Below are 26,249 nucleotides of genomic sequence, written 5' to 3'. Positions count from 1 at the left end.
CGGGCGCACCGACGGACGCTGCGGGGGTTGTGGATTGGCGGGCAGCAGATGTAGCAGCGGACCGCTGATCGCGTCACCGAGGCGCACCTGCGTCGGCCGATCGATCGACACCGGCTGAGTCAGTCGCCGCGCGTCCACGAAGACACCGTTGGTGCTTCCGTTGTCCGCGAGCACCCAGGCGCTACCCTGCCAGGTGAGCGTCGCGTGGACCCGCGAAACCAGCGGGCTGTCGACGAATAGCGTCACCTCCGGCGCGCGGCCCATGGTGACCGGCTGACTCGAATCGAATACTCGTTCGTTTCCATCATGGCGCACGGTGATGGTCTGCGCCCCCGGTGAAGACATGCAGCGGATACTATTCCATCACCCGGACATCGGCGGTGCCCCCGACGCGCCTCTTGCCCCGATCCGGCGACCGATGTGAACGTGATACCGGCCGACAAGGGGGAGCTTTGCCGAAAGCCCGTGCGACGGCGCTCATTACCGCCGCGCTGATCGTTGTGGTGCTGGTCGCGGGCTGCACCAGACTGGTCGACGGCCGCGCCGTCTCGATCTACGACGACCCGTTCAAGGTCGCCGGGCTGCCCACCACCAGCGGTCCCAACGGCCCGCGCGCCGGTGTCCCGGACAGCACGCTGACCGCCACCAACGGGGACGGCAGCGCCGAGGACAAACTCGCCCTCAACGCCGTCGAGGACATCCAGACCTACTGGCGCACGGAGTTCGGCAACGAGTTCGAGGGCAATGATTTCAAGCCGGTCGACAAGTTGATCTCGTGGAGCGCGAAGGCGCCGCGCGGCGACTCGCTCGAGTTCTGCAAGGAGACCACCTATCGCCTGGTGAACGCCGCCTACTGCAGGCTGGACAACTCGATCGGCTGGGACCGGTCGGTGCTGTTGCCCGCCATGGAGGAGACCTTCGGCAAGATGGCGGTGGTCATGGTGCTCGCGCACGAATACGGGCACGCGGTGCAGACCATGGCCAAGCTGGTCGGCGCCAAGGACCCGGTGATCGTCAAGGAGCAGCAGGCCGACTGCTTCGCGGGCGCGTTCATGCGCTCGGTCGCCGAGGGCAAGTCGAAGCACTTCACCATCAACACCTCCGACGGGCTCAACTCCGTGCTCGCCGCCACCGTGGCCATCCGCGATTCCGACCCCGACGACCCGGAGAGCGTGCACGGCTCGGCGTTCGAGCGGGTCACCGCCGTGCAGGTCGGTTTCACCGACGGGCCCAAGGGCTGCAAGCGCATCGACATCGACGAGATCAACGAGCGGCGGGGCAACCTGCCCAAGGATTTCAAGGGCGATACCGGCCGCGGCGAATACGCGATCACCAAGGAAAACCTGATCGAGCTCAGCAAGGCCCTCGGCGCACTGCTGCCGACCAAGCCGAGCCCGACCTACGACTACCACGGCGCCAAACTCGACTGCCGCAACGGCGGCACCACCGAACCGGTCAGCTACTGCCCGGAGAAGAACACCATCGGCACCGATATCCCCGCGCTCGCCCAGCGCGGCACCTCCAACTGGGACGTGGACGATCCGCTGCCGCTGAAGGTCACCGGCGACTACAACGGCTACATCGTCTTCATCTCCCGCTACACCCTTGCGGTGCAGCAGAACCACGGCCAGCAGCTGGTCGGCGCGAAGACCGGCCTGCGGGCCGCCTGCCTGTCCGGCGTGGTCACCGGCAAGCTCGCGATGCCGAACCGGCCCAGCTCGCAGGGCGATATCGGCCTTGCCGCAGGCGATCTCGACGAAGCGGTGTCCGGCCTGCTCACCGACGGTCTGGCGGCCAGCGATGTCCAAGGCCAAACGGTGCCCAGCGGCTTCGCGCGGGTGGACGCCTTCCGCGCCGGGGTGCTGAACGGCGAGAACACCTGCATGTCGCGGTACTCCTGAGCGCCTGCGCGCGCGGAGTCAGCGGCCGAACGGCGGTGGCGCCAGATGTTCGAAGCGCAGCACCCGGTTCCCGAGCATGACCTCGGCCCCGGCCACCAGCACCATGGATTGGTTGGGCGCCAAGCGGATCCAGTCGCGGTAGCCGGGCAGCCGGGTGCGAGTGCCGTTGGTCGAGCCCCGATCCACCACCGTCACATCCCAATTCAGCAGGTGGATCTCCGCGTGTGCCCGGGACATGCCGCCGGAGGAATCGTCGACCCGCAGCGGGACCAGGCCCCGCTGAGCGGCATCGGAATGCTCCGGATCGCGGCCGAGCACCGCGTCGGCGGCCAGGGTGTAGGTCATGCCGTCATCGAGGACGAGCATGCCGAGCGGCGGCCGGACCACCTCGATCAGCGCCTGGGTCTGGTCCACCGGCATCCCGCACACCGTGCAGAACGCCGAGCGCGGATCGCTGGGATGCGCGCGGGCGCACTTGAACCCCATCACCTTGACCGTGAGCGCGGTGGCCTTCGCCGTCGCCTCGAGTCTGCGCTGTAGATCCGGATCCGGGGGCGGCGTGGGCGTCGTGCCGCGCATCTGGGTCACCGCGTGCTGCAGGTCGGTATCGGCGGCGGGCGACTGCGCCGCGGTGCGCGACTCGGTCGCCCGCTGCGGCGATGGCACATCGCGCTGCGCCGCCGAGACGTCGGATTGCGGGGCCGAGCCATCGCGCTGCAATGACGAGGCATCGGATTGCGGCACGGCGACATCGGGTTGCGGCGTGGAGACACTGTGCTGCGGCGTGGCGAGGCCGGGTTGCGGCGACGCGGCAGCCTGCTGTGGCCGCTCGGCATCGCGCTGTGACGGGGAACCGGCACGCTGTCGCGGCGACGCGTCGTCGGGCGGTGCCGAGCCGAGTCGCTGCGGCGTGGCAGGACGTTGCGGCGGCTCGTGGTCGATCCGTGCGGTCGGCAGCGGCGCTTCGTCTTCGCGCCTGCGCCTGGCCGCGCGGGCCGCCGCACCCGGTCGGCTCGCGGCGCGCGCGCCGTCGGTCCAGACGATCGCCCCGCCCGCCTGCGCGAGACCCTCTACCAGCCAACCGATTCCGCGTTCCGCGGGTACCTCGGGAATCCGCCCCTTGGCATCGTCTACGAACAGGGCGGCGGCCCGCGCCGGGGCACTCGCCACCCGGTCCACGGTGAACGCCGCGTCGCTGCCGCGGTGCCGCTCGACCGTGCCGTCACCCACCAGTACCGCGGTGACGGCACCGTGCAGGAATATCGCCACCCCGCCGGCCTCGGCGGGCGAGAGGATGCCGAAGTCGATCGGCTCCCCCGGGCTGATCTGCTCGGCGGACTTCATCAGCCAGCGGGTGGCCTGCCTGGCGATCAACGCACCGGGTGCGATCCGGTCCTGTTCGGTCGCCTCCCGAACCAGTTCGGCCAGCGATTCCGCGGCCAGCGCGGCGGGCGAATCCGGCGTCGGCCGACCGGGTCCGCGGTGCCCGACAACCACCAGCGCACCCGCGACCCGCGCCACCGCATGACTGCCGACAACGACCTCGACCTGCCGATCCATCAAAGGAATCGGCCTCTGTCGAGGGTGCGCTGCACGGTCGTCGCCACGAGAACCAGGGTATTGCAATCCCACAACTATCGACCCCCCTCCCAGGCGTCCGTCCGGTAACTTCGGTGTGAGCAAGTGAACGAAACGAGGACCCGTCATGGTTCGGACATCACGTATCGCACTCGCCGCGTCGTGTATCGCTTTGACTGGTCTGCTGACCGGCTGCGGCGGCGTGCGGGGCACTGCCACGGCGGGCGAGCTCGACGTGCGCCAGCTGGAAGTCGGCACCTATGCCGTCGATCGGCACCGGTACAACCAGGATCCCGGCGACAAGGCCGCACTACTCGAGGGCATGCGGATGTCCGACGCCGTGGTGCCGACCGTGCAGATCGATTCCTCGCTGAAGGTGGGCCGGGGCAGCACCGTGATCGCCGACGCCGAGCAGGCGCTCGATTTCGTCGCCAAGGTCTCCAAACCGGTCTTCGACAACCGCAAGCTGATCGTCGGCTACGCGGCCAGCGGGGCCGACAGGCCGGATCCGGACGGGCAGACCAACCCCGCGCCCGAAGCCACCGCGGTGACCAACGCGCTGTTCCGTTTCCCCGATCCGGCGATCGCGAAACTCGCCGCCCGCGAGCTCGAAGATGTCGATATCTCGGTCTCACCGGAGAACCAGAAGCTCCCGTCGACGAAATATCCGGACGCCTACATCCATTGGCGCCCAGGCGTTCCCACCATCGGCACCTTCGTCGCCTACAAGGAGTTCGTCATCTCGCTGTTCATCCAGCGCCCGCGCGCCGACAGCGCGGACCTGGTGAGCTGGGTCGACAAAACGCTCGCCGCCCAGCTCGCGCAGCTCGACAAATTCCAGGCCACCCCGCAGGAGAAGATCAAAGACCTGAAGGTCGATCCGGAGGGCCTGCTCGCCCGGGTGGCGGTGAGCGACCGCAAGGGCCGCACCCCCGATACCGCCACCTTCGCCGTGTTCGGCGCCGATCACATGGTGCACCGCTCCGACGACGAGGCCGCGCATCTGCGCCTGGTCCAGGACGCGGGCGTGGACCGCACCGCCGTGGCCGACGACAGTTATGTCGCCCGCGCCCGGGATGCGGCGGGCGCGCAGAAACTCGCCGCCGGATTGATGGAAAGCGAAGGCGCGCACTACGACACCCTCGGTGCGCCGAAGGACGTGCCGGGCGCCAAATGCCTGCAGCTGAACAGCAAAGGCAATCCCGACCGGGAATACAAGTTCCGCTGCTACGTCACCTACAAACGTTATGTGGGCGTCGTGACCAGCGACAAAGAACCCGACGTCCGGCAGAAGGTGGCGGCCGAATACGCGTTGCTCGCGAACAGCCTCTGAGCGAGGCCCCGAACCTTGTGGTCCTGTGCCCGCCGACGCGGTGAGTTAGTATCCCGCGAGACGACCACAGTACGGGGAGGGCCGGTTTGCAGTTCGGCGTGACATCGATGCCTGCGCGCACCGCGGGTGCCTTGGTCATTGCGGGCACGCTGGCGCTCGGCAGCGCGTGCGGCACATCGCCGCAGGTGACTGCGGATCCCGTGATCGATATCGCGCGTCTGGACGTCGGCAGCTATCCCACGACGCCGCGCGAATTGGGGCCGGTGAAGAACGCCGATCAGGCCCGCTTCATCGAGGCCGAACGGCTCGGGAACTTCGTGCCCGTCGCGTCGGATATCGATCCCGCGTTCCGCGAGGGCAATCCGTCGGTCTCCACGGTTTTCATCGATCCGCGCAATTCCCTCGGCAAGATCATGAGCATCGATCGTTTCGCCGAGGCGGCGCCGGATTTCGTCGCCGGATTTCTCAGCAATGGCAGCACCGACGTGCGCAACCAGGGCCGGGACCTGTTCAACGCGGTCATGATCTTCCCGGATGAACAGCGCGCGGCGGCCGCCGCCGAGGCCCTGGAGCGGGTCGATTTCGAGGCCGCACCGCAGAACGAACGGGTGCAGATTCCGAAATACCCTGCCGCGCGGGCACATTGGCAACCGACGCAGCAATCGATCGGCTCCTGGTTCGCCACCGGAAAATTCGTCGTCTACACCTGGATCTATGACTATCTGAAGATCTTCCTGGAGAAGGTGGACCTGCCCGCGCTGGTCGCGCTGGTCGAAAAGAGTCTCGACACAGTCGTCCCGGCGATCAGCAAATTCACGCCGACACCGGCCGACCAGCTGTTGAACCAGCCGATCGACTACGACGGCATGCTGAGCCGCACCCTCCCGCGGCCCCGCGAGGATTCCTGGATCGATCCTCCTGGTGCGTACAACGGCCATGCCGCACTGCATTTCACCACCGATCCGGCCGAGGATCGCAGGCTGATCGAGGAGGCCGGAGTGGATCGGTTCGCCGTCGACGCCACCAACGTCTACCGGGCTCGCGACGCCGCCGCGGCCGCGAAGTTCCGGGCCGACCGCGGCGGGCTCACCAAACGCTTCAAGAGTGCCGAGTCGCCGCAGCAGCTGCCGGTGGCCAAATGCAAGGAATACATCGGCACCCAGGCGATGGCGGTCCGCTTCTACTGTTCGGTGTCCCAGGGCCGGTATGCCGCATTCTCTTGGTCACATCAACTGCTGGACGCGCAGCAGCGGATATCCGCGCAATACGCAATTCTGGTGAATGCCCGATGAACTATTTGCGCGCCGGCCGCATCGCCGCCCTCGCCTGCTGCGCGATGACGCTGCTCGCCGCGTGCGGGTCGACGGTGTCCGGCACGGCCGAACCCGGCGAAATCGATATCCGCAAACTCGATGTCGGCAATTACCCGACCGTACCGTTGAACGCGCACGACGACGACTACCGGCCGACCTTCTACGAAATGCGCGAGGTCGCCGCGATGCGGATGGCCGACTACGTCGCCTCCGCCTATGACATCGATCCCAGGATGAAATACGGCTCACTGTCCTGGAGCATCTCCAGTGGCGTGATGCCCGACGAGCTCGGCCGCCCCACCGATCTGGAGCCGATCGCCAAGCGGCACAAGATGATCTACGGGTTCAAGTCCAACGGATCGGACAACAACAGCAGCAACTTCACCTCGTCGTGGCCGACCAAGCGGCAGCCGAACTCGACGACGGTCAGCACCATCGTCATGCAGTTCCCGGACGCCGAGCGCGCGAAGATCGCGGCAACGGAGTTCTACGATGCCGACTTCGGCGCCTACCGGGAGCAGAACCAGTCGGTGCCGCTACCGAAATACGCTGACGCGCATGCGCATTGGCGGCCCGACTCGCCGTTCCTGCGCACCACCATGGCACACGGCCCCTACGTGATCGGCTTTCTCGTCTCGACCCCGGCACCCGTGCTCAACGACCTGGTCGGCTTGGCGGAGAAGGCCTACAGCACCCAACTCGCGCTGCTGGACCAGCTTCCGGCGCTGTCGGAGGAGCAGTTGCTCCAGTTGCCTTGGGATCCGGACCATCTGCTCAGCCGCGCGCTGAACCCGGACAAGGCCAAGCGGCCGAGCTTCGACGACAGCTACGCCCTGTTGGGCGGGCGTGGCGTGCTGCACTACACCCGCGATCGCGACTACGCGAAACAGCGCTTCGCCGAAATGCGGGCAGACCGGTTCGCGCTGTCCGCGGGCACGCTGGTGGTGCACACCGCGGGACCCGACGCGGCTCGAAAGGTGGTCGTGGACCGGATCACTCCGACCCAGGCCGGCGCCAATGCGGACGCACCGCCCAATCTGCCCGACTCGGCGTGTGTGGAAAACAAAACCGGCTTCAGTGGCAGCAAACGATTCACCTGCATTGTCGCGTATCGGGAATATGTGGGATTCGTATCGGCCAATCAGCTCGCCGACGCCCAGCAACGCGCGGCCGCGCAATACTCGCTTTTCGCGAATAGCCGGTAATGCGCGGCGCCGCGGCGGGTTCGGGCAGTCCAGTATGCTGCTGCGTGGGAAAGACCGAGTCAGGAGATTGTGGACTATGGCGATGAGCCCCGGCACCATCGTGGGCGGGTACCGCATCGATCGAGTACTCGGAGCCGGCGGTATGGGCACGGTCTACCTCGCCAAACACCCCAGCCTCCCGCGCATGGACGCGCTCAAGGTGCTCAGTCCCGAACTCAGCAGCGACCATGAGTTCCGCGCCCGCTTCGAGCGCGAGGCCAATCTCGCGGCCGGCCTCGACCATCCGAATATCGTCTCGGTGTACAACCGCGGCGAAGAGCACGGCCAGCTGTGGATCGCCATGCAGTACGTCGACGGTATCGACGCCTCCGCCGAGATCGCCCGCGATCCGCACGCGATGAATCCGCTACGGGCGCTGCGGATCATCACCGAAGTCGGCAAGGGCCTGGACTACGCGCACCGTAAAGGCCTGCTGCACCGCGACATCAAACCCGCCAACTTCCTGCTCTCCGCCACCGACGGCGACGAAGAGCGGGTGCTGCTCACCGACTTCGGCGTGGCCAAGTCCAACGACGACACCACCGAGCTCACCCAGACCGGCAGTTTCGTCGCCACCATCGCCTACGCCCCGCCCGAGCAGCTCACCGGCGAGCGGCTCGACCACCACGCCGACATCTACAGCCTGGCCTGCTCCTTCTTCAAACTGCTCACCGGCCGCAACCCTTATCCCGCAACGCAACCCGCGCTGGTCATGATGGGCCACCTGCACGAGCCGCCGCCCGCGGCGACCGCCGTGCACCCCGGTTTGCCGCCGGCCATCGACCAGGTCTTCGCCAGGGCCATGGCGAAAAACCCCGCCGACCGGTTCAATTCCTGCCGAGAGCTCACCGACGCGGCGGCCGATGCCCTGATCCCCGGCTACAACCCCGGCGCGACCAACACCTCCCCGACCTATCCCGTCCAGGTCGTCGACCCGCGACCGCCCACCGATCCGCGGGCCGCGCACTCCGGCCCGCACAGCCAGGCACCCGCGTCGCCGAAGCGGCGCAAGCGCAGGCTCATCGCTGTGGAGATCGGCGCGGTCGTCGTCACGCTGGCCGCGGGATTCGGTATCTGGGCGGTCAGCGGCGGCAGCAGCAGTACACCCGATGCGCCGGCCACGCCCTCGACGGTCATCGCGAGCGGGGCGAGCTCGATCGAGCAGGCGCGAGCCGACAATCCGGTGTTTCGCGGCAAGGTCATCACCATGGTGGATGTACCGCGAACCAAGCAGATCGCGGCCTTCCTCGGCGGTACCGCGCCGGCCAAGTTCCTCGAGGATCTGGGCTTCGTCTACAACTTCAATTACGCGAAACAGGGCGAGGAGACCTCGCCGCGCGCGTTGGCCACCAGCGGCGCGCTCGAGGTGGCGCCGGACAGTTATGTCCTCGCGGTGCGCAGCGACGAGGAGGCCGGCAACGGTGGCCTGCGCGGACTGCCGTATCAGGTGGCGGGCACCCGGGCCACGGTCATCGTGCTGGACGATCCCGCCGCCGTCGCCGCGCTGCGAAGCTGGACGGCTGGTTCGGAGCGAACCCTGCTCGACAAGCTGGTGCCCTTACTCCGGAATCGGGTGAAGTAAACAACCGTCGCGTAATTCCGCGACACCGCGCCGCGGGCGAATTTTGCGATCCGTGGATAACCGCAGTATATGGTGCCGATTTTGCTTTCGAAGCGGTTCACTCTGCTGGTAGCGGTACTCATAGGCGTTCGGTAAGGTGTACCGCAGCCAGCCCACTCGCCGATCAACACACAGCGAGCAGGGGGAAGGAGGGGAGCCGAGCGCTGGCGGCATGTGATCGGCCGTGTCTGTAGAGCGACCCCTATGGGGCTTGAACACACGAAAGTACTGGTCGACGACGCAGGAACTGATCATGTGAGCCATCTCGAAACTTTCTCGGGTCGAGATGGAACCGATCAGGACCGAACAGCGTCCAATCAGATGTACAGGCCAACCAGGGCGTCCGCCGTTGGCCGAGACGGGAACCGAAAGGAGCCGAAATGGCAGGACAGCTCGAAGCGAGCGAGGAAGCGATCCGGAAGTTCACGGAGAACTGCCGTCAGCGGCACAGCGATCTGCAGGCCTCGATCACGGCGCTGAATGCAAAGTCGGATGCCACCACGGCTACGTGGAGTGGCGCGGCGCGCGGCGCGTTCGACACGCTGATGGACAATTACTTCGCGCAGGCGAAGAAGCTGAACGATCAGCTGGACCAGACCTCCGACAAGCTGGCCCACGCGGGCACCAAGTTTGCCGATCAGGACCAGCAGTTCGCCCAGCAGGTTGCGGCGCAGGCTTCCAGCCTGGACCTTCCCTGATCGACAACCAGACCATCAGACGATAAGGAGCTCCAGATGGCTGTAAACAACCCAGGAACCATTGCCTCCAATTTCGGTGAGGTCTCGGCCGGCGCACAGTCGATCGTCACCGAAGCACGGAACGTCATGTCCATGCTCGAGGACTTCCACAAGCAGGTCACCGACTTCGTGACCAACTACTGGAAGGGTGACGCGAACGACGCGTTCGCCTCCCTCCAGGCGCAGTGGAACACCAACGTCACCCAGCTGAACACCACGCTGGAGACCGCGGGCAAGCTCGTCGACCAGGGCAACACGGACCTGCAGTCCACCGACACCACCCTCGCGGGACTCTTCTGAGTAACCCGTCTCGGCGATTCGGGCCCCCGGCATGCTGCATGCCGGGGGCCCGAATTTGTTCGGGATCCCCGAATTTGTTGGAGATCAAGGCAATCCGCTGCACTCCGCGATGACGCTTTGTCAGGCCGCCTCGTCACTGTGGAATAAGTGGTAGACGTACGACTTTTCTCCTTTGCGACTCACCCACGCTCCGGTCGGCGGTTGCGCGCCTCGGCCCGCGTCATCGAAGGGCCGACTCAGCACCACGCCGGACTCGGCCGAAACCGCCCAGCCGTAATCGGGAAGTCGCCGGCACCAAATGTCACTGTCCCCTCGCCGGTACGCCGGATATCCGTAAGCCGCACCGGCGCGGACGAACTCGTAAGCCAACCCGTCCCCGCAGCGAACAAACCGAAACTGCTGCATGTTGTGCTCCTTGCTCGTGCACAGATTCTGGTGCCGCATACAAGCTTTCGATAGCGCGTCAAACGATCGATTCCGCGAGTAGTGCTCGCGAACCGCACTCCGAAAAGGTTGCACCGGACAGCCAAACGTACGCAGGACAGCCAAACGTGCGCAGGGTGACGAAGCGTGCGCAGAACAGTGCCAGACCGCACGGCACTCTACGGAACTACGCGGACCGAGCCGCCGAAACGATCACATGTGGTGGACAGGGCGCTCCAACCGTCGCCGACGTATTGGCAGCCGATACTCAGTTGAATTCCGTACTCCAGCAATACATGCCAGTTGACGGTGGAACCGTCGCCTGGCCGCTCGCGATAGGCGAGACCGGAGCGGCCGCCGAACACGACATCGCGTTTCAGGTCGGTGAGCACACCCGGCGGGCGCTGCCCGATCTGTGCTTCCAGGTTCGACGCGACCTGCTCGTAGCCGGCACCGAATGCCACCTGCGTTTGCGTCACGATGATGCGCATGCGGGCGCCGTCGTCGGGCGACAGTTCGACGCGCGCCCGGCCGGTGGCGTCGGGCGGCGCGGCGAGATGCCAGCCGTCGGGCACCTGGAACCGGACGCGGCCGAACACTTCCGGCTCGCCACCGGGTGGTGGCGGTGCACCGAACGGCGGCGGCGGTCCCACGGTCGGACCACTCGGCGGCAGCATGGTCGTCGGTGCTGCCGTCGTCGTGTCCGCCGACCGGTTCAGCAGCAGCACACCGCCGACCACCGCGGCCGCCACCACGACCACCGCCGCCACCGCGACTCCCACGTACGCGGTGCCGCGACGTCGCGGCTGCTGAGCGGCCGCGCGCTCGCGTAGCGGTTGCATCCAATCCGGTGGCGGCCCAACAGGTGCCGACTCGGGCACCGGGATCGGCTCGGTCTGTTTGCCGCGGATGAGCTCGGGTCCGGCGATCGACCGCAGGTCCACCCCCGGCCCACAGCTCTGCTGCACGGCCGCGCGGAGCACCTCGATCTTCGTCTGATCGGCGAGGCCGACAACCTGCGCCAACTCGACCTGCTGGCCGTCCAGCAGCCGGCTGATCACCGTGACCAGCTCGTCGAACCCCCGTGATGCGGGCAGCACCTCGGCCAGCGCGAGATTCGGCTCGTGCGCACAGGATTCGAGGCGCACACCCTCATGACTGCGCAGCACCGTCGCGGCCGTGGTGGTGAGCGTGCCGAATTCCAGCACCAGCGTGCGTCGACTGTGACTGGTCCCGTCGTCCGCGGCGACCGCTCGCACCGCCAGCTCCTCGAACCGCACCTCGCCGGTCCAGCGGCGAGCGGCCTGCTCGAGGACCGCGCGCCGCGCCGAACCCCACTCGGTCGGGCAGATGACGGTGACCCGCTCGCACGGAGCAGCGACGCGCAAGTTCTCCATCGCCGTGCTGAGGACCGCGGCCATCCCGTCGGCCACCGACGGGATGCGGGGCAGCAGCGCGACCGCCTCGGCCGAGACATGCTGCACCACGGAACTCACCTGGGTCGGCGGGGTCAGGGACTCCCCGACCACGAGGTCGAAACCGTTGCTGCCCAGCACGATCGAGGGGGGCCCGTCCCAGTGCGTGACCGCGCTGCGCGCCCAGACACGGGTCTCGGTGACCACCAGCTCGACGGTGGACATCAGGGCTGCGGCATCCAGGCCGTCTGGATCAGACCCTCACCGGCGCGCGTGACGTACGTGCCCCGCCCCGGCGGCATCGCGCTCGGCCGGGTGGTGCCCATCAGCACACCCTCGTCGCGACTACAGCTCATGATCAGACCGGCCGACCCGAGATCCTTCATCCTGGCCAGCGTGGCCTCGTACATGGCGCGGCTCGCGCCGCCCGAGCGCCGGGCGATGATCAGGTGGAAACCGAGGTCGCGCGCGTGCGGCAGGTGTTCGACCAGCGCCTGCACCGGGTTGCCCGCGGACGTGGCCACCAGGTCGTAGTCGTCGACGATCACGTACAGCTCGGGCCCGCTCCACCAGGACCGGTCCCGCAGTTGCTGCGGCGTCACGTCCGATCCCGGCGTCCGCTTGTCGACGTAGGCCGCGAGGTCGGTCATGTTCTGGGTGAACTGCGGTGCAGTGGAACCGTATCCCGCGAGGTAGCCCTCCGGCACCATGCCGAGCATCGAGCGCCGGTAGTCGCCCATGATGATCCGGGCCTGGCTCGGCGTGTTCGAGGCACAGATGCCCTCCACGATCGAGCGCAGCAGCGTGGTCTTTCCCGACTCGGTGTCACCGATGATCAGCAGGTGCGGGCTCTCGGCGAAGTCGGCGTAGACCGGCGCGAGCTCGGACTCGTTGATACCGATCGGGATTCGCATGCACTTCGCGGACTGATCCACCTGCGCGGGCCAGCCGCCCGCCAGGTAGAGCAGCTGCTCGCGCGCCAGCTGCTCGGGCAGCATCCGCACCGGCGGCGCGGGACGGCCCGGGGTGAGCCGGGCGATGGTGGCCACCGCGTCGCCGACCGCCTGGCCGAGGTTGTTCGGGTCCGAGCTGCCGTCGATGCGCGGCAGGGCGGTCAGCATGTGCAGGCAGTCCGGGGTCATACCGCGACCGGGGCGGCCCTGCGGGACCATGGCGGCGAACTTGCGGCCGAGGTCGGAGTCCATCGGATCACCCAGGCGCAGTTCGATTCTGGTGCCGATCTGGTCCTTCAGCGCGGGCCGCGCCTCCGCCCACCGGTTCAGCGCGATGACGACGTGCACGCCGTAGGACAGACCCTGCACCGCGAGGTTCATGATGGTCTGCTCGAGCAGTTCGAAGTCCTGGCGGATCGAGCTGAAGCCGTCGACCACCAGGAACACGTCACCGAACGGGTCCTCGTGCGCGCCGGTCGCGGCCGGGCTGCTGGACGGATCCATCGCGCGCAGGCGCCGGAACTCGACCATCGACTCGATGCCGAGCTGCCGGAACCGGGCCTCCCGCTGCCGGACGATGGTGGTCATCTCGGCGATCGTGCGCCGCACCTGATCCTCGTCCAGCCGACTGGCCACCGAACCGACATGCGGCAGGCCCTGCAGGCTCATCAACGTGCCGCCACCGAAGTCGAGGCAGTAGAACTGCACCTGCTCGGCGGTGTGCGTCAACGACATCGCCATGATCATCGTGCGCAGCGCCGTCGACTTACCGGACTGCGGGCCGCCGACGATGGCGACGTTGCCGCGCGAGCCGGACAGGTCGACGAGCATCGGATCGCGACGCTGATCGTACGGGCGGTCGACGATGCCGATCGGCGCGCGCAGCGTCGCGACCGCGGAGTACTCGCCGGTGAGGATGGATCGCGGGATGAGCTGATCGAGCGTGGACGCCTCGTCCAGCGGCGGCAACCAGATCTCGTGGGCCGGACGGCCGTGGTTGCGGATCCGGGAGACGAGCATGTTCAGGTTCGAGATCTCCTCGCCGTCCTCGCCCTCCTGCGGCTCGAGGCTCGGCTCGGCGGGCAGCGGAACCCGGTCCGCCGCACGGAATCCGACGTGGGTCGCGGTGAACGGCCGGGCCTTGATGTCGATCTCGCCGGACTGGTTGGCGACGCTCATGTCCCGCTGCGAGCCGCCGCCCACGTAGGCGCCGGAGACGTAGGACGCCTGGAACCGGACGATCTCGCCGGAGTCCGATTTCAGGTAGCCGCCACCGGGATTGTTCGGCAGGTTGTAGGCGTCGGGCACACCGAGCACCTGGCGGGATTCGTTGGCGGAGAAAGTCTTCAGGCCGATCCGGTAGGACAGGTGACTTTCCAGGCCCTTGAGCTTGCCCTCTTCGAGTCGCTGCGAGGCGAGCAGCAGATGCACGTGCAGCGAGCGACCGAGCCGGCCGATCATCACGAACAGTTCCGCGAAATCCGGGTGCTGGGTGAGCAGTTCGGAGAACTCGTCGAGCACCACGAACAGCGCGGGCAGCGGGTCGAGGTCGGCGCCGGCCGCGCGGGCCTTCTCGTACTCGGAGACGTTGGCGAAGTTGCCCGCGGAGCGCAGCACCTCCTGGCGGCGGTTCATCTCACCGGCCAGCGCGTCCTTCATACGGTCTACGAGGTCGGCCTCTTCCTCCAGGTTGGTGATGACGGCCGCGACATGCGGCACGCCGTCGAGCCCGAGGAAGGTCGCGCCGCCCTTGAAGTCGACGAGCACCAGGTTGAGCTGGTCCGGTGAATGCGTGGCGAGCAGGCTGAGCACCAGCGTGCGCAGGAACTCCGACTTACCGGAACCGGTCGCGCCGATGCACAGGCCGTGCGGGCCCATGCCGTTCTCGGCGGCTTCCTTGATATCGAGTTCGACCGGCAGGCCGTCCGCGCCGACACCGAAGGCCACCCGCAGCCGCTCCCGGCCGTAGCGCGGTCGCCAGGCGTGCTCCGGGTTGAACGTGCCGATATCGCCGAGGCCCATCAGCTGGCTCCAGGTCGAGATCACCTCGGAGTCATCGGATTCCACGTCGCTGCTGCGCTGGGTCGCGGCGCGATACGGCGCGAGCCGGCGGGCCACCTGCTGGGCCTGCTGCGGCGAGATCCGGTCGATCAGCGCAAAGCGCTCCTGATTGCCGGTCGCGCCGCGGCCGACGCATTCGCCGTTCTCCACGATCATCTTGATGCCGCGCGACACCGCGAGCCGCGGCGCGTAACCGCACAGGTCGATGATGGTGACGCCTTCGTAGCCGGATTCGCGCAGCTGATCTTCCTCGGCCTCCAGCAGACCGCCGTCCACGACGATCACGATGTGCACCATGTTCGCGTTGGCGGGCTGGTTACGGGAGTAGCGCACCCGATTGCCGAGCAGCGGTTGCAGGCCTGCCATCGCCTCGCGGATCGAGCCGTAGAACATGCGCTGGGTGCCGATGCCGTCCTGCGCGTCCGGATGCTGGGTATGCGGGAGCCACTTGGTCCACTCCCACTCCCGGGCGGTGTCCGGCCCGCAGACGATCGCGAACAGCACCTGGTCCGGCGCCTGGAACATGGCCAGCTGCAACAACATCGCGCGGGTCATGTCCCGGGCCTCGCCCCGATCGCCGTCCAGCGCGATCGTCGCGAAGCCCTTCACCGCGATCGCGGTGGGCAGGTCGGGCACCGTCGAGTGCGCCCGCACGAAACGGCGCAGCGAGACCGCCGCGATCGGCTCCAGTTCCTCCACCGGACCGGTCTCCGGCGCGACCAACCGGGTCGCCAGCCGCTGACCGCCGACGCCGATGCGGGCGTGGCAGAAATCCTTGTCGCCGGCGCGGCGCTCCCACATCCGGCTGGTGCCCGCGAGCATCCAGACCAGGCCGGGCTCGGGATGACTCCATTCGACCGAAGCGCGTTGCTGTTTCGCGGTCTCGTCGACATCGCGGCGCACCTGATCCAGGTAGCGCAGGTAGTCCTTGCGGTCCTCGTTCGCCTCGGCGGCCTTGGCCCCCTTGCCGCCGCCCTGACCGGCGAACATGCCGACCATGGAGAACATCATCATGAGCGGGAACATCATGCTCATCGGATTCGACCCGATGCCGCCGCCCTGGGTGAACAGCAGCGCCATCATGCCGACCATGCCGATGATCATCACCACCGGCATCAGCTTCATCAGCAGGTTTCCCGGCGTCACCCGGGGGATCTCGGGCGGCGGCTGCAGCGTCACCTCACCGCCGGGCGAACGCGGCATCTCCCGGCGGGCCCGACGCTGAAACCGGACGGTGCTCATTGCGAAGCCTTCCCCCTCTTCGACAGCTCTACCACGGCCGCCACGCATTCACGGGCTGCCGAGTTTCGGGCTCAGTGTAGAGGCCACCGCTGACATGTCGTACAGTTCGACCAGCATTCTGCTGCCCGAACCGTGGGTTCGCAAGCTCGACGCCAGCTCGTGAGTTTGCGAAAATACGAGGTAGAAGAGGTAGAAGACGAGTTGGGGGAAGCTTGACGCACGCGCGACTTGACCACATCGACGAAGATTCCTCGCGCGGTATCGTCCGCGCACCCGATCTCGCCCGGGTGACCATTCTGGCCAAGCACACCCAGGTCGATATGGCGATCCCGGTGGACGTGCCGGTCGCACTCGTCATTCCCAGCGTCGTCGACATGGTCGCTCAGCACAGCCGCACCAATGATTTCGACAACGAGGGCGAGCGCTTCGAGCCCGCCGAATGGGTGCTGGCGCGGATCGGTCATCCGCCCTTCTCCAATTCGCTCAGCCTGGGCGAGCACGGTGTCCGCGACGGCGAACTGCTCATGTTGGAGAGCGCGTCACATATCGCGCCGACGCCCCTGTTCGACGACATCATGTACAACGTCGCGATCGCCGACACCGACCATTACCGCAGCTGGACCCCGAAGGTCGCGCGGATCACCGGATCGGTGCTGGCCGCGATCACCATGCTCGTCGGCTGTCTCGGCCTGCTGCTCTCGCCCGGCGCGCTGCCGTACTGGGTCAGCGGCTCGGTCGCCCTGGCGGTGACGCTGCTGCTCGTGGTCGCCGCCATGGTGCTCAGCCGGATGTACGGCGACACCGCGACCGCGCTCGTCCTCGGCGGCTGCGCGTTACCCACCGCTTTCACGGCCGGAATGCTTTATGTACCAGACCATTACGGCTGGGCGCACATCCTGCTCGGCGCGGTCCTGGCCGGTGCCACCGCGGTGCTCGCCTGGCGGGTCACCGGTGTCGGCCTGGCCCTGTTCATCGGCACGGCCACCCTCGCGGTGTACGTCGTGCCCGCCGCGCTGGTCGGGCTGCTCACCGGGCAGCCGGAGCGGGCGATCGGCGCGGGCGCCGCGGCACTGGGCCTGGCCGGTCTCGCGCTCTCGCCGCGCATCTCGATGCTGCTCGCGAAACTGCCGCTGCCGCCGGTGCCCTCGCCCGGCACCCCGATCGACCCGACCGAGGACGACCCCGACGACCACCGTGCACTGCCCACCATGGAGGCGCTGCGCGTGAAGTCCGAACGCGCCCGGATGTATCTGGCGGGCCTGGTCGCCGCGACCACCCTCGTCACGGTGCTGGGCGCGCTCGGTGCCACCGACCCGCAAGCCGACGGACCGTACTGGCAGGGCATCGCGTTCGCGCTGGTGTGCGCGGCCGTGCTGATGTTCCGCAGCCGCACCTATGCCGGGGCCGAGCAGGCCGTAGTACTGATCGCGGGCGGCGCGGGCATCGTGCTGATCATGTTGGTGGGCGCGGGTTTCGCGATGGATCAGCCGCTCGCCGTGTTCGGCGCCGCGATGGTGATCCTGATCGCCGCCCTCATCCTCGGCATCATCATTCCGAACCAATCGGCGACCCCGCCGATGCGCCGCGGCGTGGAACTGCTCGAATACGCCTTCGTAGCAGCAGTTCTCCCCCTGGCCTTCTGGGTGGCGAGCCTCTACTCCCTAGTCCGCGGACTGTGAACCGGATCCTGCGCACCGGTGCAGCCGCAGCGGTGCTGTCCCTGAGCGTGTCCCTCGGGATGGGCACAGGTCAGGGCATAGCCCACGCCGACCGCCCACCCCCGGTCAACCCTGCGCTACTGCCCCCGGGTGACCCTGCTCGGCCACCTGCCAAGACCGAGCATCCCGCCAACTCTCCCTGTGCATCCACCCAGCAGGGCGGGGATGGTCCTACCAGCCCACCGCCACAACTGGCCCTCAACCTGAAGCGTGCGTGGGACTTCTCTCGCGGCGAAGGTCAACTCGTCGCAGTCATCGATACGGGTGTTACCCGCCATCCTCGTCTGCCCGAGTTGGAAGCGGGTGGCGACTATGTGTCGGAATCCGGGGATGGCGTCAGTGAGGACTGCGACGGGCACGGGACAGTTGTCGCCGGCATCATCGGCGCGAAACCGATTGATGGACAGGGCTTTCATGGTGTCGCACCCGAGGCACGCATACTGTCGATTCGGCAGACGAGCAAGTTCTACGACGTCGAGGGCCGACCGGATAAGAGGCCAGAAGATCCGGCCAAGGGGTACGGCGACATCAACGCACTCGCCTCTGCTATTCGGCGGGCCGCCGACCGCAACGCGTCGGTGATCAACATCTCGCTGGTCCTTTGTGTCCCCGGCAGTATGCAGCCCGCCGACGACGCGGTCGGCGCCGCTGTGCGCTACGCGACCCTGGAACGCAACTCCGTCGTGGTGGTGGCTGCCGGAAACACCGATGACAAGTGCAAGGCGGGCAATCCGGATGTCATCAACCCCTTGCATCCGGAAAGTGACCCTTGGAAGAACCTGACCACCAACGTCACTCCTGCGCGGTTCGACGACTACGTACTGACAGTCGGATCGATCGATCAGAACGGCGCGCCTTCGAAGTTCAGCGTGCCTGGTCCGTGGATGGGAGTCGCCGCACCCGGTGAAGACATCGTCTCGCTCGACGCACGCGGCACCGGCACAATCACCGGCATTTACGACCAACAGCAGATGGTCCCGCTGAAGGGCACCAGTTTTGCCGCACCTTACGTGTCGGGCGTGGTCGCGCTGGTCCGTGCTCGCTTCCCTGAACTGAGCGCACTCGAAGTGATCAAACGGATCGAGGCCACGGCGCACGCGCCGGGCGAGGGCTGGAATCCCTATATCGGCTACGGCGCGATCGATCCGGTCGCAGCACTCACCGCCGAAACCACGAAGCCACTACCGCCGAAACGCCCCGCTGCCGCGCAGCAGGTCCAACTGGCAGTTCCCGCTCCACCGCCGCCCCCGGATAATCGCGCCCGCAATATCGCGCTTATCGGAAGCGGTTCCGTCGCAGTCCTGCTGATCCTCGGCATGCTCGCGTCCTTCCCGATCCGCCGCCGCTTCGGCGTAACCGGGGACGACATGTAGCGTCCGCTCCTCGAAATCGAAGAGGGCTCTGGTGCTTCACACCAGAGCCCTATTTCGCGTCGTTCAATGTGTGCGCCGGTTAGACGCCCGGAGATCGCGCCGATCCATACGCGAAGCTCAGCTAGATATCTTGGTGGTAGTACGAAACTTCGTAGACCTTGTTGCCGTCGGTGTTGACACCGGCATCGCGGCAGTAGAACTTCACATGAGAAGCTCTGGTTTGGTTCGGATCCGAATCAGCATCCCAGGCTGCCTGCCGCTTCGCGACCTCGGACATGCACTGGTCATACGACATACCCGCGGCGTTGGCAGTTCCCGAGCCGACCACGGCAACACCGCCCACGGCGGCAACGATCATCGAGAAATTGGCGACCGTCTTAAGGGTCTTCTTCATTTGTCCCCTTCCATATAGTCACCCGGGCAATCTCCGACCGAGCCCCCGGGCTGTACAACGCAGCGAGTTCACGTTTCGACCCATCGCCCGTCGCCGGTCTTCAAGAGCCCGGCGACGGGCGGAGGTACTCAGATGGCGCTTGCGGCCCGAAATTCGTTCTGACACAAGGTTCGACGCAGCAAGATCGGAATCGGTTCCACCGAATCGAAATCTTTTCCCGGAACCTGCCGATGCGCGCCTCGGCCCACGCTGTAGCGTCTGCGCAGCACATTGCGTTAAACAAGGTGCCGGAACCGATCGATGCAGGTAGTTACCATGGCGCAACTCAATCAAGTATCCGAATCCGCCGCCCTGGCGCGGCCGAGTCGTCGTCAGGCCTGGGAGCGGGCGACCGGCCTGCCGATGGTGGCGCTCGCCGTCGTCTTCCTCGGCACCTATGCCTGGTTTGTGCTCGACACCGGCGCCTCACCGCAGCTGGACACCTGGCTGGCTCGGGTCGACGTGGCGATCTGGGTGCTCTTCGGGGCCGACTTCCTGATCCGGCTCTGGCTTTCCACCCGCCGCTGGGCGTTTGTGCGCTCGCATCCGCTGGAACTGCTGATCGTGCTCATTCCACCGTTCCGCCCGCTGCGGCTGTTGCGCGCGGCGGTGCTGGTGCTCGGCACGCTCAACCGGCACACGCTGAGCCACCGGACGCGGCTGTCGGTGTTCGTCGGCAGCAGTTCGATCCTGATCCTGTTCCTGTGCAGCCTGGCCTTTTTCGACGCCGAGCGGGGTGTGGAGGGCAGCAAGGTGGTGCACTTCGGCGACGCCCTGTGGTGGTCGGCGGTCTCGGTCACTACCGTCGGATACGGCGACGTCTACCCGGTGACCGCCGAGGGCAGGCTGATCTCGCTGGTCCTGATGACCTTCGGCATCGGCCTGATCTCCTTCGCCATCGGCACCACCACCAGCTGGGTGATCGACCAGCTCAAAACCGTCGAGGAGACTGCGGCGAGCACCGACCGCGAGATCGTCGCGCTGGTCGACGAGGTCAAGGCCTTACGCGCGGAGATCGCGGGCCTGCACCGGTCGACAATCCCGAACGCCGCGGACGGCGACACGACTCCCGCCGCATCGCCGATGCGCACGAATTCCGTTGGCGCGGAAGGAACCTGACGCCTACTTCGCGGCGACGGGCTGTTTGGCCGGGTTGGCGTCGGGCGCCACGCCGTCGTGGGCGACCATGGCTTCTTCGCGGCCGAGGGTGGGGCCGTTGGCGAGCAGTCCGACGATCGGCCACGGGGCGGACTCCGGTGTCACGCCGGATTCTTTGTCCAGGCCGAGCGCCTTCGCCGCGTCGTCGTTCTTGATGCCGTACCGGACACCCGTGTCGGCCACGTAGAACATGCTGTCCTTGCGGCGGCTGTCGACCTCGATGCCGGTGGTCTGTACGAACGCACCGGACCCGGGTTTGAAGTACACGGAGTCGACGTTGTCGCCCTTGCCGTCGGCCTGGGCCAGCGGCACGAGCCGGGCACTGTCCGGCAGCGGCAGATCGCTCGCGTCGATCACGTCCAGCTTGGCGCGCACCGCGACGTCGGCGTTGCCCGCCGCACCCGCGATCGGCTGCCACGACATGCAGCTGACCGGACGGGCCTTGGGCTGCACGATCGTCGGCGCGACCTCGGGGTAGGTGTCCACCTGCAGCGCTTTCGACGGCTGCGGGATCGCCACCTCGGCATCGCTGACCGAGGTGCCGTGGTCGGGGTTGCGCTGGTCGATGCGGATGATCTCGGCGGTCAGCGGGCTGATCGCCTGGAGTCCGTTGCGCAGCAGCACATAGTTCTTGTCGGCCTTGCCCGCCTGCTGGACCACGGTGCCGATCTTCAAGTTCCGGATCGAGTAGCCCTCGGGCGTCCCGCCCGGGTCGGCGATCTTCGGCGGCACGATCGGGCTCACCTCGGGGATCGCGTTGAGCAGTCCTTCGCTGATCGGCCGCGGTGTCGCGCCGCGGATATTCAGCGGCACGGTGACCGTCGGATCGTTCATGTCGACCCGGGCACGCGTGTTGTTCCACACCAGATAGGTGGCGTCCTTGCCCTTTACCAGCAAGCCTTTGTCGCGCCCAAGCGCCGACGCCTTCTCTCCCATGTCGAGGTCGCCGATCAGCACGGACGTGGTGCGGTCGTCGCTGCCGTCGGTCTTGAGCGAATCGCAGACGGTCCAGGTGCGTCCCTTGCCCGCCTTGTCGAAGCTGAACGCGCTCGGCGCACCCGGAATGCCGATCAGCTGCCCGCGCGGCTTCTTGCCGATCTCGGATTCCTTCACCATCGCCGGCTTGGCCGCGTCCCCCACCGCCAGGCGGGCCGAGGCCAGGTTCAGCGCCGGATGCACGACATCGTCGATCACCGCGTAGATCGCGCCGGATTCCTTGCCGACCAGAATCTTGCTGTTGTCGACCTTGCCCTGCGGGCGCAGCAGGGCAAGGATGCCGCAACCCGCCAAGACCACCAGCGCGAGCACGAGTCCGGCTGCGTAGGCCCGCGACTGTGAGCGCATCGGGTCGTGCAGCATCCGCACGTCCCTGCGGACCAGGGCGTGTTCCATCCGACGAACCAGGAAGCGGTAGCCGCTCACCTGCCACCGAGTGGTGGGTTTTGAAGGCATTATTCCTCCCCCGAACAGTGCTCGCGTTCGCGCAACACAGTACAGTTCCCGAGGACTCTTGTTCAGCTCGGCTACTCCGATTGGGCCGACACCGGGTACTTGGGGGACGACGATGGCGGAACCTGCCGGGGCGGGACCACGGCCGCTCCTTGGCCGCATCTCGCTACAGAATTTGCTGATCGCGCAGGTCATGGGGTTTGTCGCGGGGGTGGTCGCGCTACTGCTCGGCCTGCAGGCGCTGCCCGCGCTGGCCGTGGGTGTGGTCGTCGCGCTGATTCCGCTGATTCCGGTCGCCAAGCGCACCCTGCTGGACTGGATCGCCACCTGGTGGCGCTATCTCACCAAGCGGGACTACCGCATAGGTGACACCGTCGACTTCCGCGGTGCGGACGGACGCTCGCTCGGCCTCTACTGGGACGGCAGCAGGGTGGTCACCGTGGTCGAGGTGCTCGCCCCGCCCGGCGGACTCACCCGCATCGCCCGCAACACCGTGCACGCCTCGCACCTGCTGCCGCTGCCGGAGCTGGCGAAATGCCTGAACCAGCACGACATTCTGCTCAGCGGCATCGACATCATCAGCCACGGCCACCGTTCCCGGTCCGGCACGCCCGCGGGCAAGATCTACGAATCGCTGCTCGGGCCGCTGCCCGCGACCGCGCACCGAACCGTCTGGCTGGCAATCGGTTTCGACGCGGTCGCCTGCCCGGACGCGGCGGCCCGGCGCGGCGGCGGCGCGGACGGCGCCTCGCGCGCGGTCACCATCGCCACCCAGCGCATCATGCGCGCGCTGGAGGACGCGGACTGCAACGCGCGCATCCTGACCGCCCCGGAGATCAAGAAGGCGGTCCTGCAGATCACCGGCGGTTTCGACCCGCGCACCCTCGAACATCGTTGGCGCTACGCCGAAATCGGCAACAGCGTGAACATCGGCATGGCGGTGGATCCGAAGAAGCTCGGCTCCGACCTGCTCGCGCAGCTGTGGGTGGCGCCTTCGCGCGGCACCACGGTGGCCGTGCGACTGCGGCCGGGTAGTTCGGCCGAGGCGGTGAGCATCGGCGCGGCCTGGCGACTGACGGCGCGTGAGCTGCCCGAACGCAGCAAGCTCGCCGGCATGGTCTCGATGAACGGACGGCACCGCGACGGCCTGCTCGCCCATCTGCCGCTCGCCGTGCCCGGCGTCGACGACACCGTGCCGATGAGCGAGTACCCGATCGAGGTGATCGACGCGCTGCACCTGCCCTCCTCGGGCTGTGGCCAGCTGATCGGCTCGGACGACGAAGGCAACGGCGTCGCGGTGCGCATCGTCGGCACCGGCATCTCGACGGTGTATGTGGCGGGCGAACTCTATCTCGCCCAGCAGCTGGTGTTCCGTGCGCTCGCGGTCGGCGAACGGGTGCTGATCCGCACCGACCGGGCACACGCCTGGGAGAACCTGGTCACCACCATCGGCAATCCGGAACGGCTGACCCTCGCGGTCGAAACCCACCAATCCGACGCGGGTTTCACCGCGACCGTGGTGGACGGCGTGCTCGCGCCCGCCCCGCACGCCGGTGTCACCACGATCTACGTCACCGGCGATCCGATGGGCTGGCCCGCCACCCGGCCGGACCTGTCCATCCACCAGCCCGCGGCGATCGGCAACCACGTCATCCTGCGCACCGGCACCGCCCAAGTGGACCTGACGCTGGTCTCCATCCCGCGCGAGGCGACCTATATCGGCCACCCACGCGGTCGCCGCGGCGCACCCGTCGGCTGACGCCGCGCACGTTCCAGCACGCCGCGCACGTTCCAGCACGCCGCGCGCGTTCCAGCACGGCGCGCGCACATTCGTCGGCAAAATCGTGCGCGGCGAGCTGAGATGTGCGCGTCAGGCCGGGTAGGGGTCGGTCGCCCGCGCCGCGCGCAGAGTTCTTGCCCACCAGGACAATTGGCGAAGCATGCGAGCGGCGGCGTCGATCGCGGCACCGTCCGCGGTCTCCCCCGCCGCGTCGAACCGCTTCTTGGCCTGGTGGAAGCTGACCGTCTCGCGGATCGACACCATGTGGATCTCCGCGACCACCTGACGGAGTTGCTCGACCGCGCGCAGACCCCCGGACAAGCCGCCGTAGGAGACGAATCCGATGGGCTTGGCTCGCCATTCGTGTTTGGCGGTGTCGAACGCGGTCTTCAGTGCGGCCGGATAACCGTGGTTGTACTCGGAAGTCACGGCGATGAACGCGTCCGCTGCGGCCAACCTGGCGCGATATCGGACCACTTCCGGGGTTTCAATCAATTCGGTCGGCAACAAAGTGTCCGCCAGATCGATGACACCCGTATCGAACTCGTCGTGCGCGCGTAGTGTGCGCAACAGCCAGTCGGCGACCACCGGAGCGAACCGCTCCGGACGCACACTGGCCACAATGACCTCGAGCCGCAAAGGAGTGTCCACCGCGCGAGCTTAATACTGCAACGCCACTCAGGTGAGTGTCCGCGGCGTCGGTAGGGACTGCGGTTGCCCCGGTCTTCTGGACACCGTGATCTTGCCCCGGTTTCCGCAGTGCTGAGGTGATGTGAGCTGCGGGGTGAACGTTCTCTCGAATTCTATGGGTGTCTGCCAGCCGATGGCGGAGTGCCGTCGGCGGCGATTGTGGAAGCCCTCGATGCACTCGAAGATGGCGTTGGCCAACTCGACGCGGGTGTTCTAGCGTTGCCGGTTGAGAAGCTCGACTTGCATTCTGGCCCAGAATGATTCGATCAGGTCGGTGAGCCAGGCGTGGCGGATGGCCCGTTGCGACGGCGCCCGGTCACGCCACTCGTAATAGCCCGATGTCGACACTCCCAGGTCGTGGCAGGCACGACGAACTCGGACACCGTCATCGTGGAGCTCGGCCACGAGACGGTATCGGTCTTTTTGGGGGCACCACCTGCTCGACAGCCGCCGCGGCTTTGCGCAGGATCTCGACCTCTTCTTCCAGGTCCCGAATCCGCCGGCGAGCGGCCGCCAACTCGGCGGACCCCGAACGACTGGGGCCGTCCTTCAGTCCCCGGTCGACCAGATCGCGGCGTCGCCAGTTGTGTAGACAGGACTCGGCGATCCCCAACGAGGCGGCGACATCGCGAACGGTGCGCCCAGACTCGACCAACGCCAGGGCGTGACGGCGGAACTCGGCCGGATACGGCTTCGGCACCGACTGTTCCTTCAAACATGTTGACAGTCAGCATCTCTCGAGAAACCGTTCCGGAAAACCGGGGCAAGATCACGCCCGATCGGCCAGGTAGCTTCGAGCCCGGGCAGTTCTCAATCCTGCTTACAGAACTGGCTCGAACGCGCCGAGATCGACGACGGCGTCCGTGAAGGCCCGACCAGCGCCGACGCAGCGAGCTGGTCGAGTTGTGGCGCAAAGCCCCGGGCGCTGGGCGTGTCGACCTCCGGGTACTACGAATGGCGCGGCCCCTAGGCGCGGGCTGATACCGAGCCGGCCGGGGCGATCACCGCGATCCACATCGCCTCACGCGGCACCTACGGCGCGCCGAGAGTGCATGCCGAGCTGCGTATCGGCACGGGAATCCGGTTGGGTGCAAGCGTGTTGCCCGTTTGATGCGATCGGCGCACGGTGCAGGGCGCGTTCCGAAGACGGCACGGCTGCGCGCGCCGTGACCCAGCGGCAAGCCCGAACCCCGATCTGGCGAACCGCGCGGCGTTGTCGCCGCATGCCCTGACGTGGCCCATCGACCCCCGTAATTCGTTGGCGGACAGGGCATCGGCGAACGTTCTCGACCGAAACTGGCTGCCTCCGTTGGTATGGACCGTGGTGGCGGGCGGCGGTCAGCCGTTCGTCGAGGGAGTAGCCGACTATCCGGACTGAGCTTTCCCTCTCCGCGCAGACACATGATCACGCGCCCGAGCCCTCGGCTCGGACCGCGCGCACCTGGAACCAACGCGCCGGACCCATCGGCCGCGCGCACGACCGGATCAGGCACGATATGCACTGGATAGCCGCCCGACCGTGGCATA

18 protein-coding genes and 3 pseudogenes are annotated in these 26,249 nt (G+C 67.2%); 12 read left to right on the top strand and 9 right to left on the bottom strand.

The genetic code is table 11. From position 1 onward, the window contains the following. Window positions 1–345 (bottom strand): FHA domain-containing protein (locus NBRGI_RS40720; RefSeq protein ID WP_148311151.1); only part of this gene is annotated, 345 nt, incomplete at its 3' end. Between the two features lie 107 nt (window positions 346–452). Here NBRGI_RS40720 and NBRGI_RS40715 point away from each other — a divergent pair. Further along, the gene (locus NBRGI_RS40715) at window positions 453–1,901 is read left to right on the top strand and encodes a metallopeptidase (protein WP_029903303.1); all 1,449 of its coding nucleotides are present in this window, start codon (window positions 453–455) and stop codon (window positions 1,899–1,901) included. 18 nt (window positions 1,902–1,919) lie between these two features. Here the strand turns inward: NBRGI_RS40715 and NBRGI_RS40710 are convergent, their stop codons facing one another. After that, window positions 1,920–3,461, bottom strand: coding sequence for an FHA domain-containing protein (locus tag NBRGI_RS40710; RefSeq protein ID WP_029903301.1), 1,542 nt, complete (start codon window positions 3,459–3,461; stop codon window positions 1,920–1,922). A 145-nt stretch (window positions 3,462–3,606) separates the two neighbouring features. Here NBRGI_RS40710 and NBRGI_RS40705 point away from each other — a divergent pair, with 145 nt between their 5' ends. The 6 genes from NBRGI_RS40705 (at window position 3,607) to NBRGI_RS40680 (ending at window position 10,027) form a co-directional block, all read left to right on the top strand. Then, window positions 3,607–4,812, top strand: a complete 1,206-nt coding sequence (locus NBRGI_RS40705; protein ID WP_029903299.1) for a DUF7373 family lipoprotein — start codon at window positions 3,607–3,609, stop codon at window positions 4,810–4,812. 107 nt (window positions 4,813–4,919) lie between these two features. After that, window positions 4,920–6,104, top strand: a complete 1,185-nt coding sequence (locus tag NBRGI_RS40700; RefSeq protein ID WP_235211274.1) for a DUF7373 family lipoprotein — start codon at window positions 4,920–4,922, stop codon at window positions 6,102–6,104. Beyond that, window positions 6,101–7,330 carry a DUF7373 family lipoprotein gene (locus tag NBRGI_RS40695; protein ID WP_029903295.1) on the top strand — a complete coding sequence of 410 codons (1,230 nt, stop codon included), beginning with the start codon at window positions 6,101–6,103 and terminating at the stop codon, window positions 7,328–7,330. Before NBRGI_RS40700 ends, NBRGI_RS40695 begins: the two co-directional genes overlap by 4 nt. A gap of 76 nt (window positions 7,331–7,406) precedes the next feature. Then, complete coding sequence (locus NBRGI_RS40690; protein WP_029903293.1) at window positions 7,407–8,951, top strand: serine/threonine-protein kinase; 1,545 nt, start codon at window positions 7,407–7,409, stop codon at window positions 8,949–8,951. 419 nt (window positions 8,952–9,370) lie between these two features. Continuing rightward, window positions 9,371–9,688 carry a WXG100 family type VII secretion target gene (locus NBRGI_RS40685; protein ID WP_014981793.1) on the top strand — a complete coding sequence of 106 codons (318 nt, stop codon included), beginning with the start codon at window positions 9,371–9,373 and terminating at the stop codon, window positions 9,686–9,688. A gap of 36 nt (window positions 9,689–9,724) precedes the next feature. Continuing rightward, complete coding sequence (locus NBRGI_RS40680; RefSeq protein ID WP_029903290.1) at window positions 9,725–10,027, top strand: WXG100 family type VII secretion target; 303 nt, start codon at window positions 9,725–9,727, stop codon at window positions 10,025–10,027. Between the two features lie 602 nt (window positions 10,028–10,629). Here the strand turns inward: NBRGI_RS40680 and NBRGI_RS40670 are convergent. Next, complete coding sequence (locus NBRGI_RS40670; RefSeq protein WP_029903286.1) at window positions 10,630–12,090, bottom strand: type VII secretion-associated protein; 1,461 nt, start codon at window positions 12,088–12,090, stop codon at window positions 10,630–10,632. Then, window positions 12,090–16,121, bottom strand: coding sequence for a type VII secretion protein EccC (locus tag NBRGI_RS40665; protein WP_029903285.1), 4,032 nt, complete (start codon window positions 16,119–16,121; stop codon window positions 12,090–12,092). The genes NBRGI_RS40670 and NBRGI_RS40665 overlap by 1 nt, the downstream gene beginning before the upstream one ends. Window positions 16,122–16,333: 212 nt before the next feature. Here NBRGI_RS40665 and eccD point away from each other — a divergent pair, with 212 nt between their 5' ends. Continuing rightward, complete coding sequence (gene eccD / locus NBRGI_RS40660; protein WP_014981789.1) at window positions 16,334–17,800, top strand: type VII secretion integral membrane protein EccD; 1,467 nt, start codon at window positions 16,334–16,336, stop codon at window positions 17,798–17,800. Then, window positions 17,797–19,212, top strand: a complete 1,416-nt coding sequence (gene mycP / locus NBRGI_RS40655) for a type VII secretion-associated serine protease mycosin (RefSeq protein ID WP_235211273.1) — start codon at window positions 17,797–17,799, stop codon at window positions 19,210–19,212. Before eccD ends, mycP begins: the two co-directional genes overlap by 4 nt. A 121-nt stretch (window positions 19,213–19,333) precedes the next feature. Here the strand turns inward: mycP and NBRGI_RS40650 are convergent, their stop codons facing one another. Then, window positions 19,334–19,606, bottom strand: a complete 273-nt coding sequence (locus NBRGI_RS40650; RefSeq protein WP_029903281.1) for a hypothetical protein — start codon at window positions 19,604–19,606, stop codon at window positions 19,334–19,336. A gap of 315 nt (window positions 19,607–19,921) precedes the next feature. On the opposite strand from NBRGI_RS40650, the gene NBRGI_RS44735 reads away from it, so the two are divergent. Then, window positions 19,922–20,764: a potassium channel family protein gene (locus tag NBRGI_RS44735; RefSeq protein WP_029903279.1), complete on the top strand. Its 843-nt coding sequence runs from the start codon at window positions 19,922–19,924 to the stop codon at window positions 20,762–20,764. Window positions 20,765–20,767: 3 nt separating this feature from the next. Here the strand turns inward: NBRGI_RS44735 and eccB are convergent, their stop codons facing one another. After that, window positions 20,768–22,255 carry a type VII secretion protein EccB gene (eccB, locus tag NBRGI_RS40635; RefSeq protein ID WP_029903277.1) on the bottom strand — a complete coding sequence of 496 codons (1,488 nt, stop codon included), beginning with the start codon at window positions 22,253–22,255 and terminating at the stop codon, window positions 20,768–20,770. A gap of 112 nt (window positions 22,256–22,367) precedes the next feature. Here eccB and eccE point away from each other — a divergent pair, with 112 nt between their 5' ends. Further along, on the top strand, window positions 22,368–24,011 hold the full coding sequence (gene eccE, locus NBRGI_RS40630) for a type VII secretion protein EccE (RefSeq protein WP_036562635.1): 1,644 nt from the start codon (window positions 22,368–22,370) through the stop codon (window positions 24,009–24,011). Window positions 24,012–24,122: 111 nt separating this feature from the next. Here the strand turns inward: eccE and NBRGI_RS40625 are convergent, their stop codons facing one another. Together NBRGI_RS40625 and NBRGI_RS47045 are read right to left on the bottom strand one after the other, a co-directional pair. Further along, the gene (locus NBRGI_RS40625; RefSeq protein WP_029903273.1) at window positions 24,123–24,683 is read right to left on the bottom strand and encodes an NADPH-dependent FMN reductase; all 561 of its coding nucleotides are present in this window, start codon (window positions 24,681–24,683) and stop codon (window positions 24,123–24,125) included. 126 nt (window positions 24,684–24,809) lie between these two features. Further along, window positions 24,810–25,422: pseudogene (locus tag NBRGI_RS47045) on the bottom strand (transposase); the annotation flags it as partial. A 327-nt stretch (window positions 25,423–25,749) separates the two neighbouring features. On the opposite strand from NBRGI_RS47045, the pseudogene NBRGI_RS50050 reads away from it, so the two are divergent. Continuing rightward, a pseudogene (locus NBRGI_RS50050) lies at window positions 25,750–25,844 on the top strand (IS3 family transposase); the annotation flags it as partial. Window positions 25,845–25,928: 84 nt separating this feature from the next. On the opposite strand, the pseudogene NBRGI_RS49470 reads toward NBRGI_RS50050, so the two are convergent. Further along, a pseudogene (locus tag NBRGI_RS49470) lies at window positions 25,929–26,057 on the bottom strand (IS3 family transposase); the annotation flags it as partial. Between the last annotated feature and the right edge of the window lie 192 nt (window positions 26,058–26,249).

It is taken from the genome of Nocardia brasiliensis IFM 10847 (assembly GCF_000710915.1).
Classification (GTDB): Bacteria; Actinomycetota; Actinomycetes; order Mycobacteriales; family Mycobacteriaceae; genus Nocardia; species Nocardia brasiliensis_A.
Note: the sequence above shows the minus strand (reverse complement) of the source record. Positions and strands in the feature narration are given on the sequence as shown.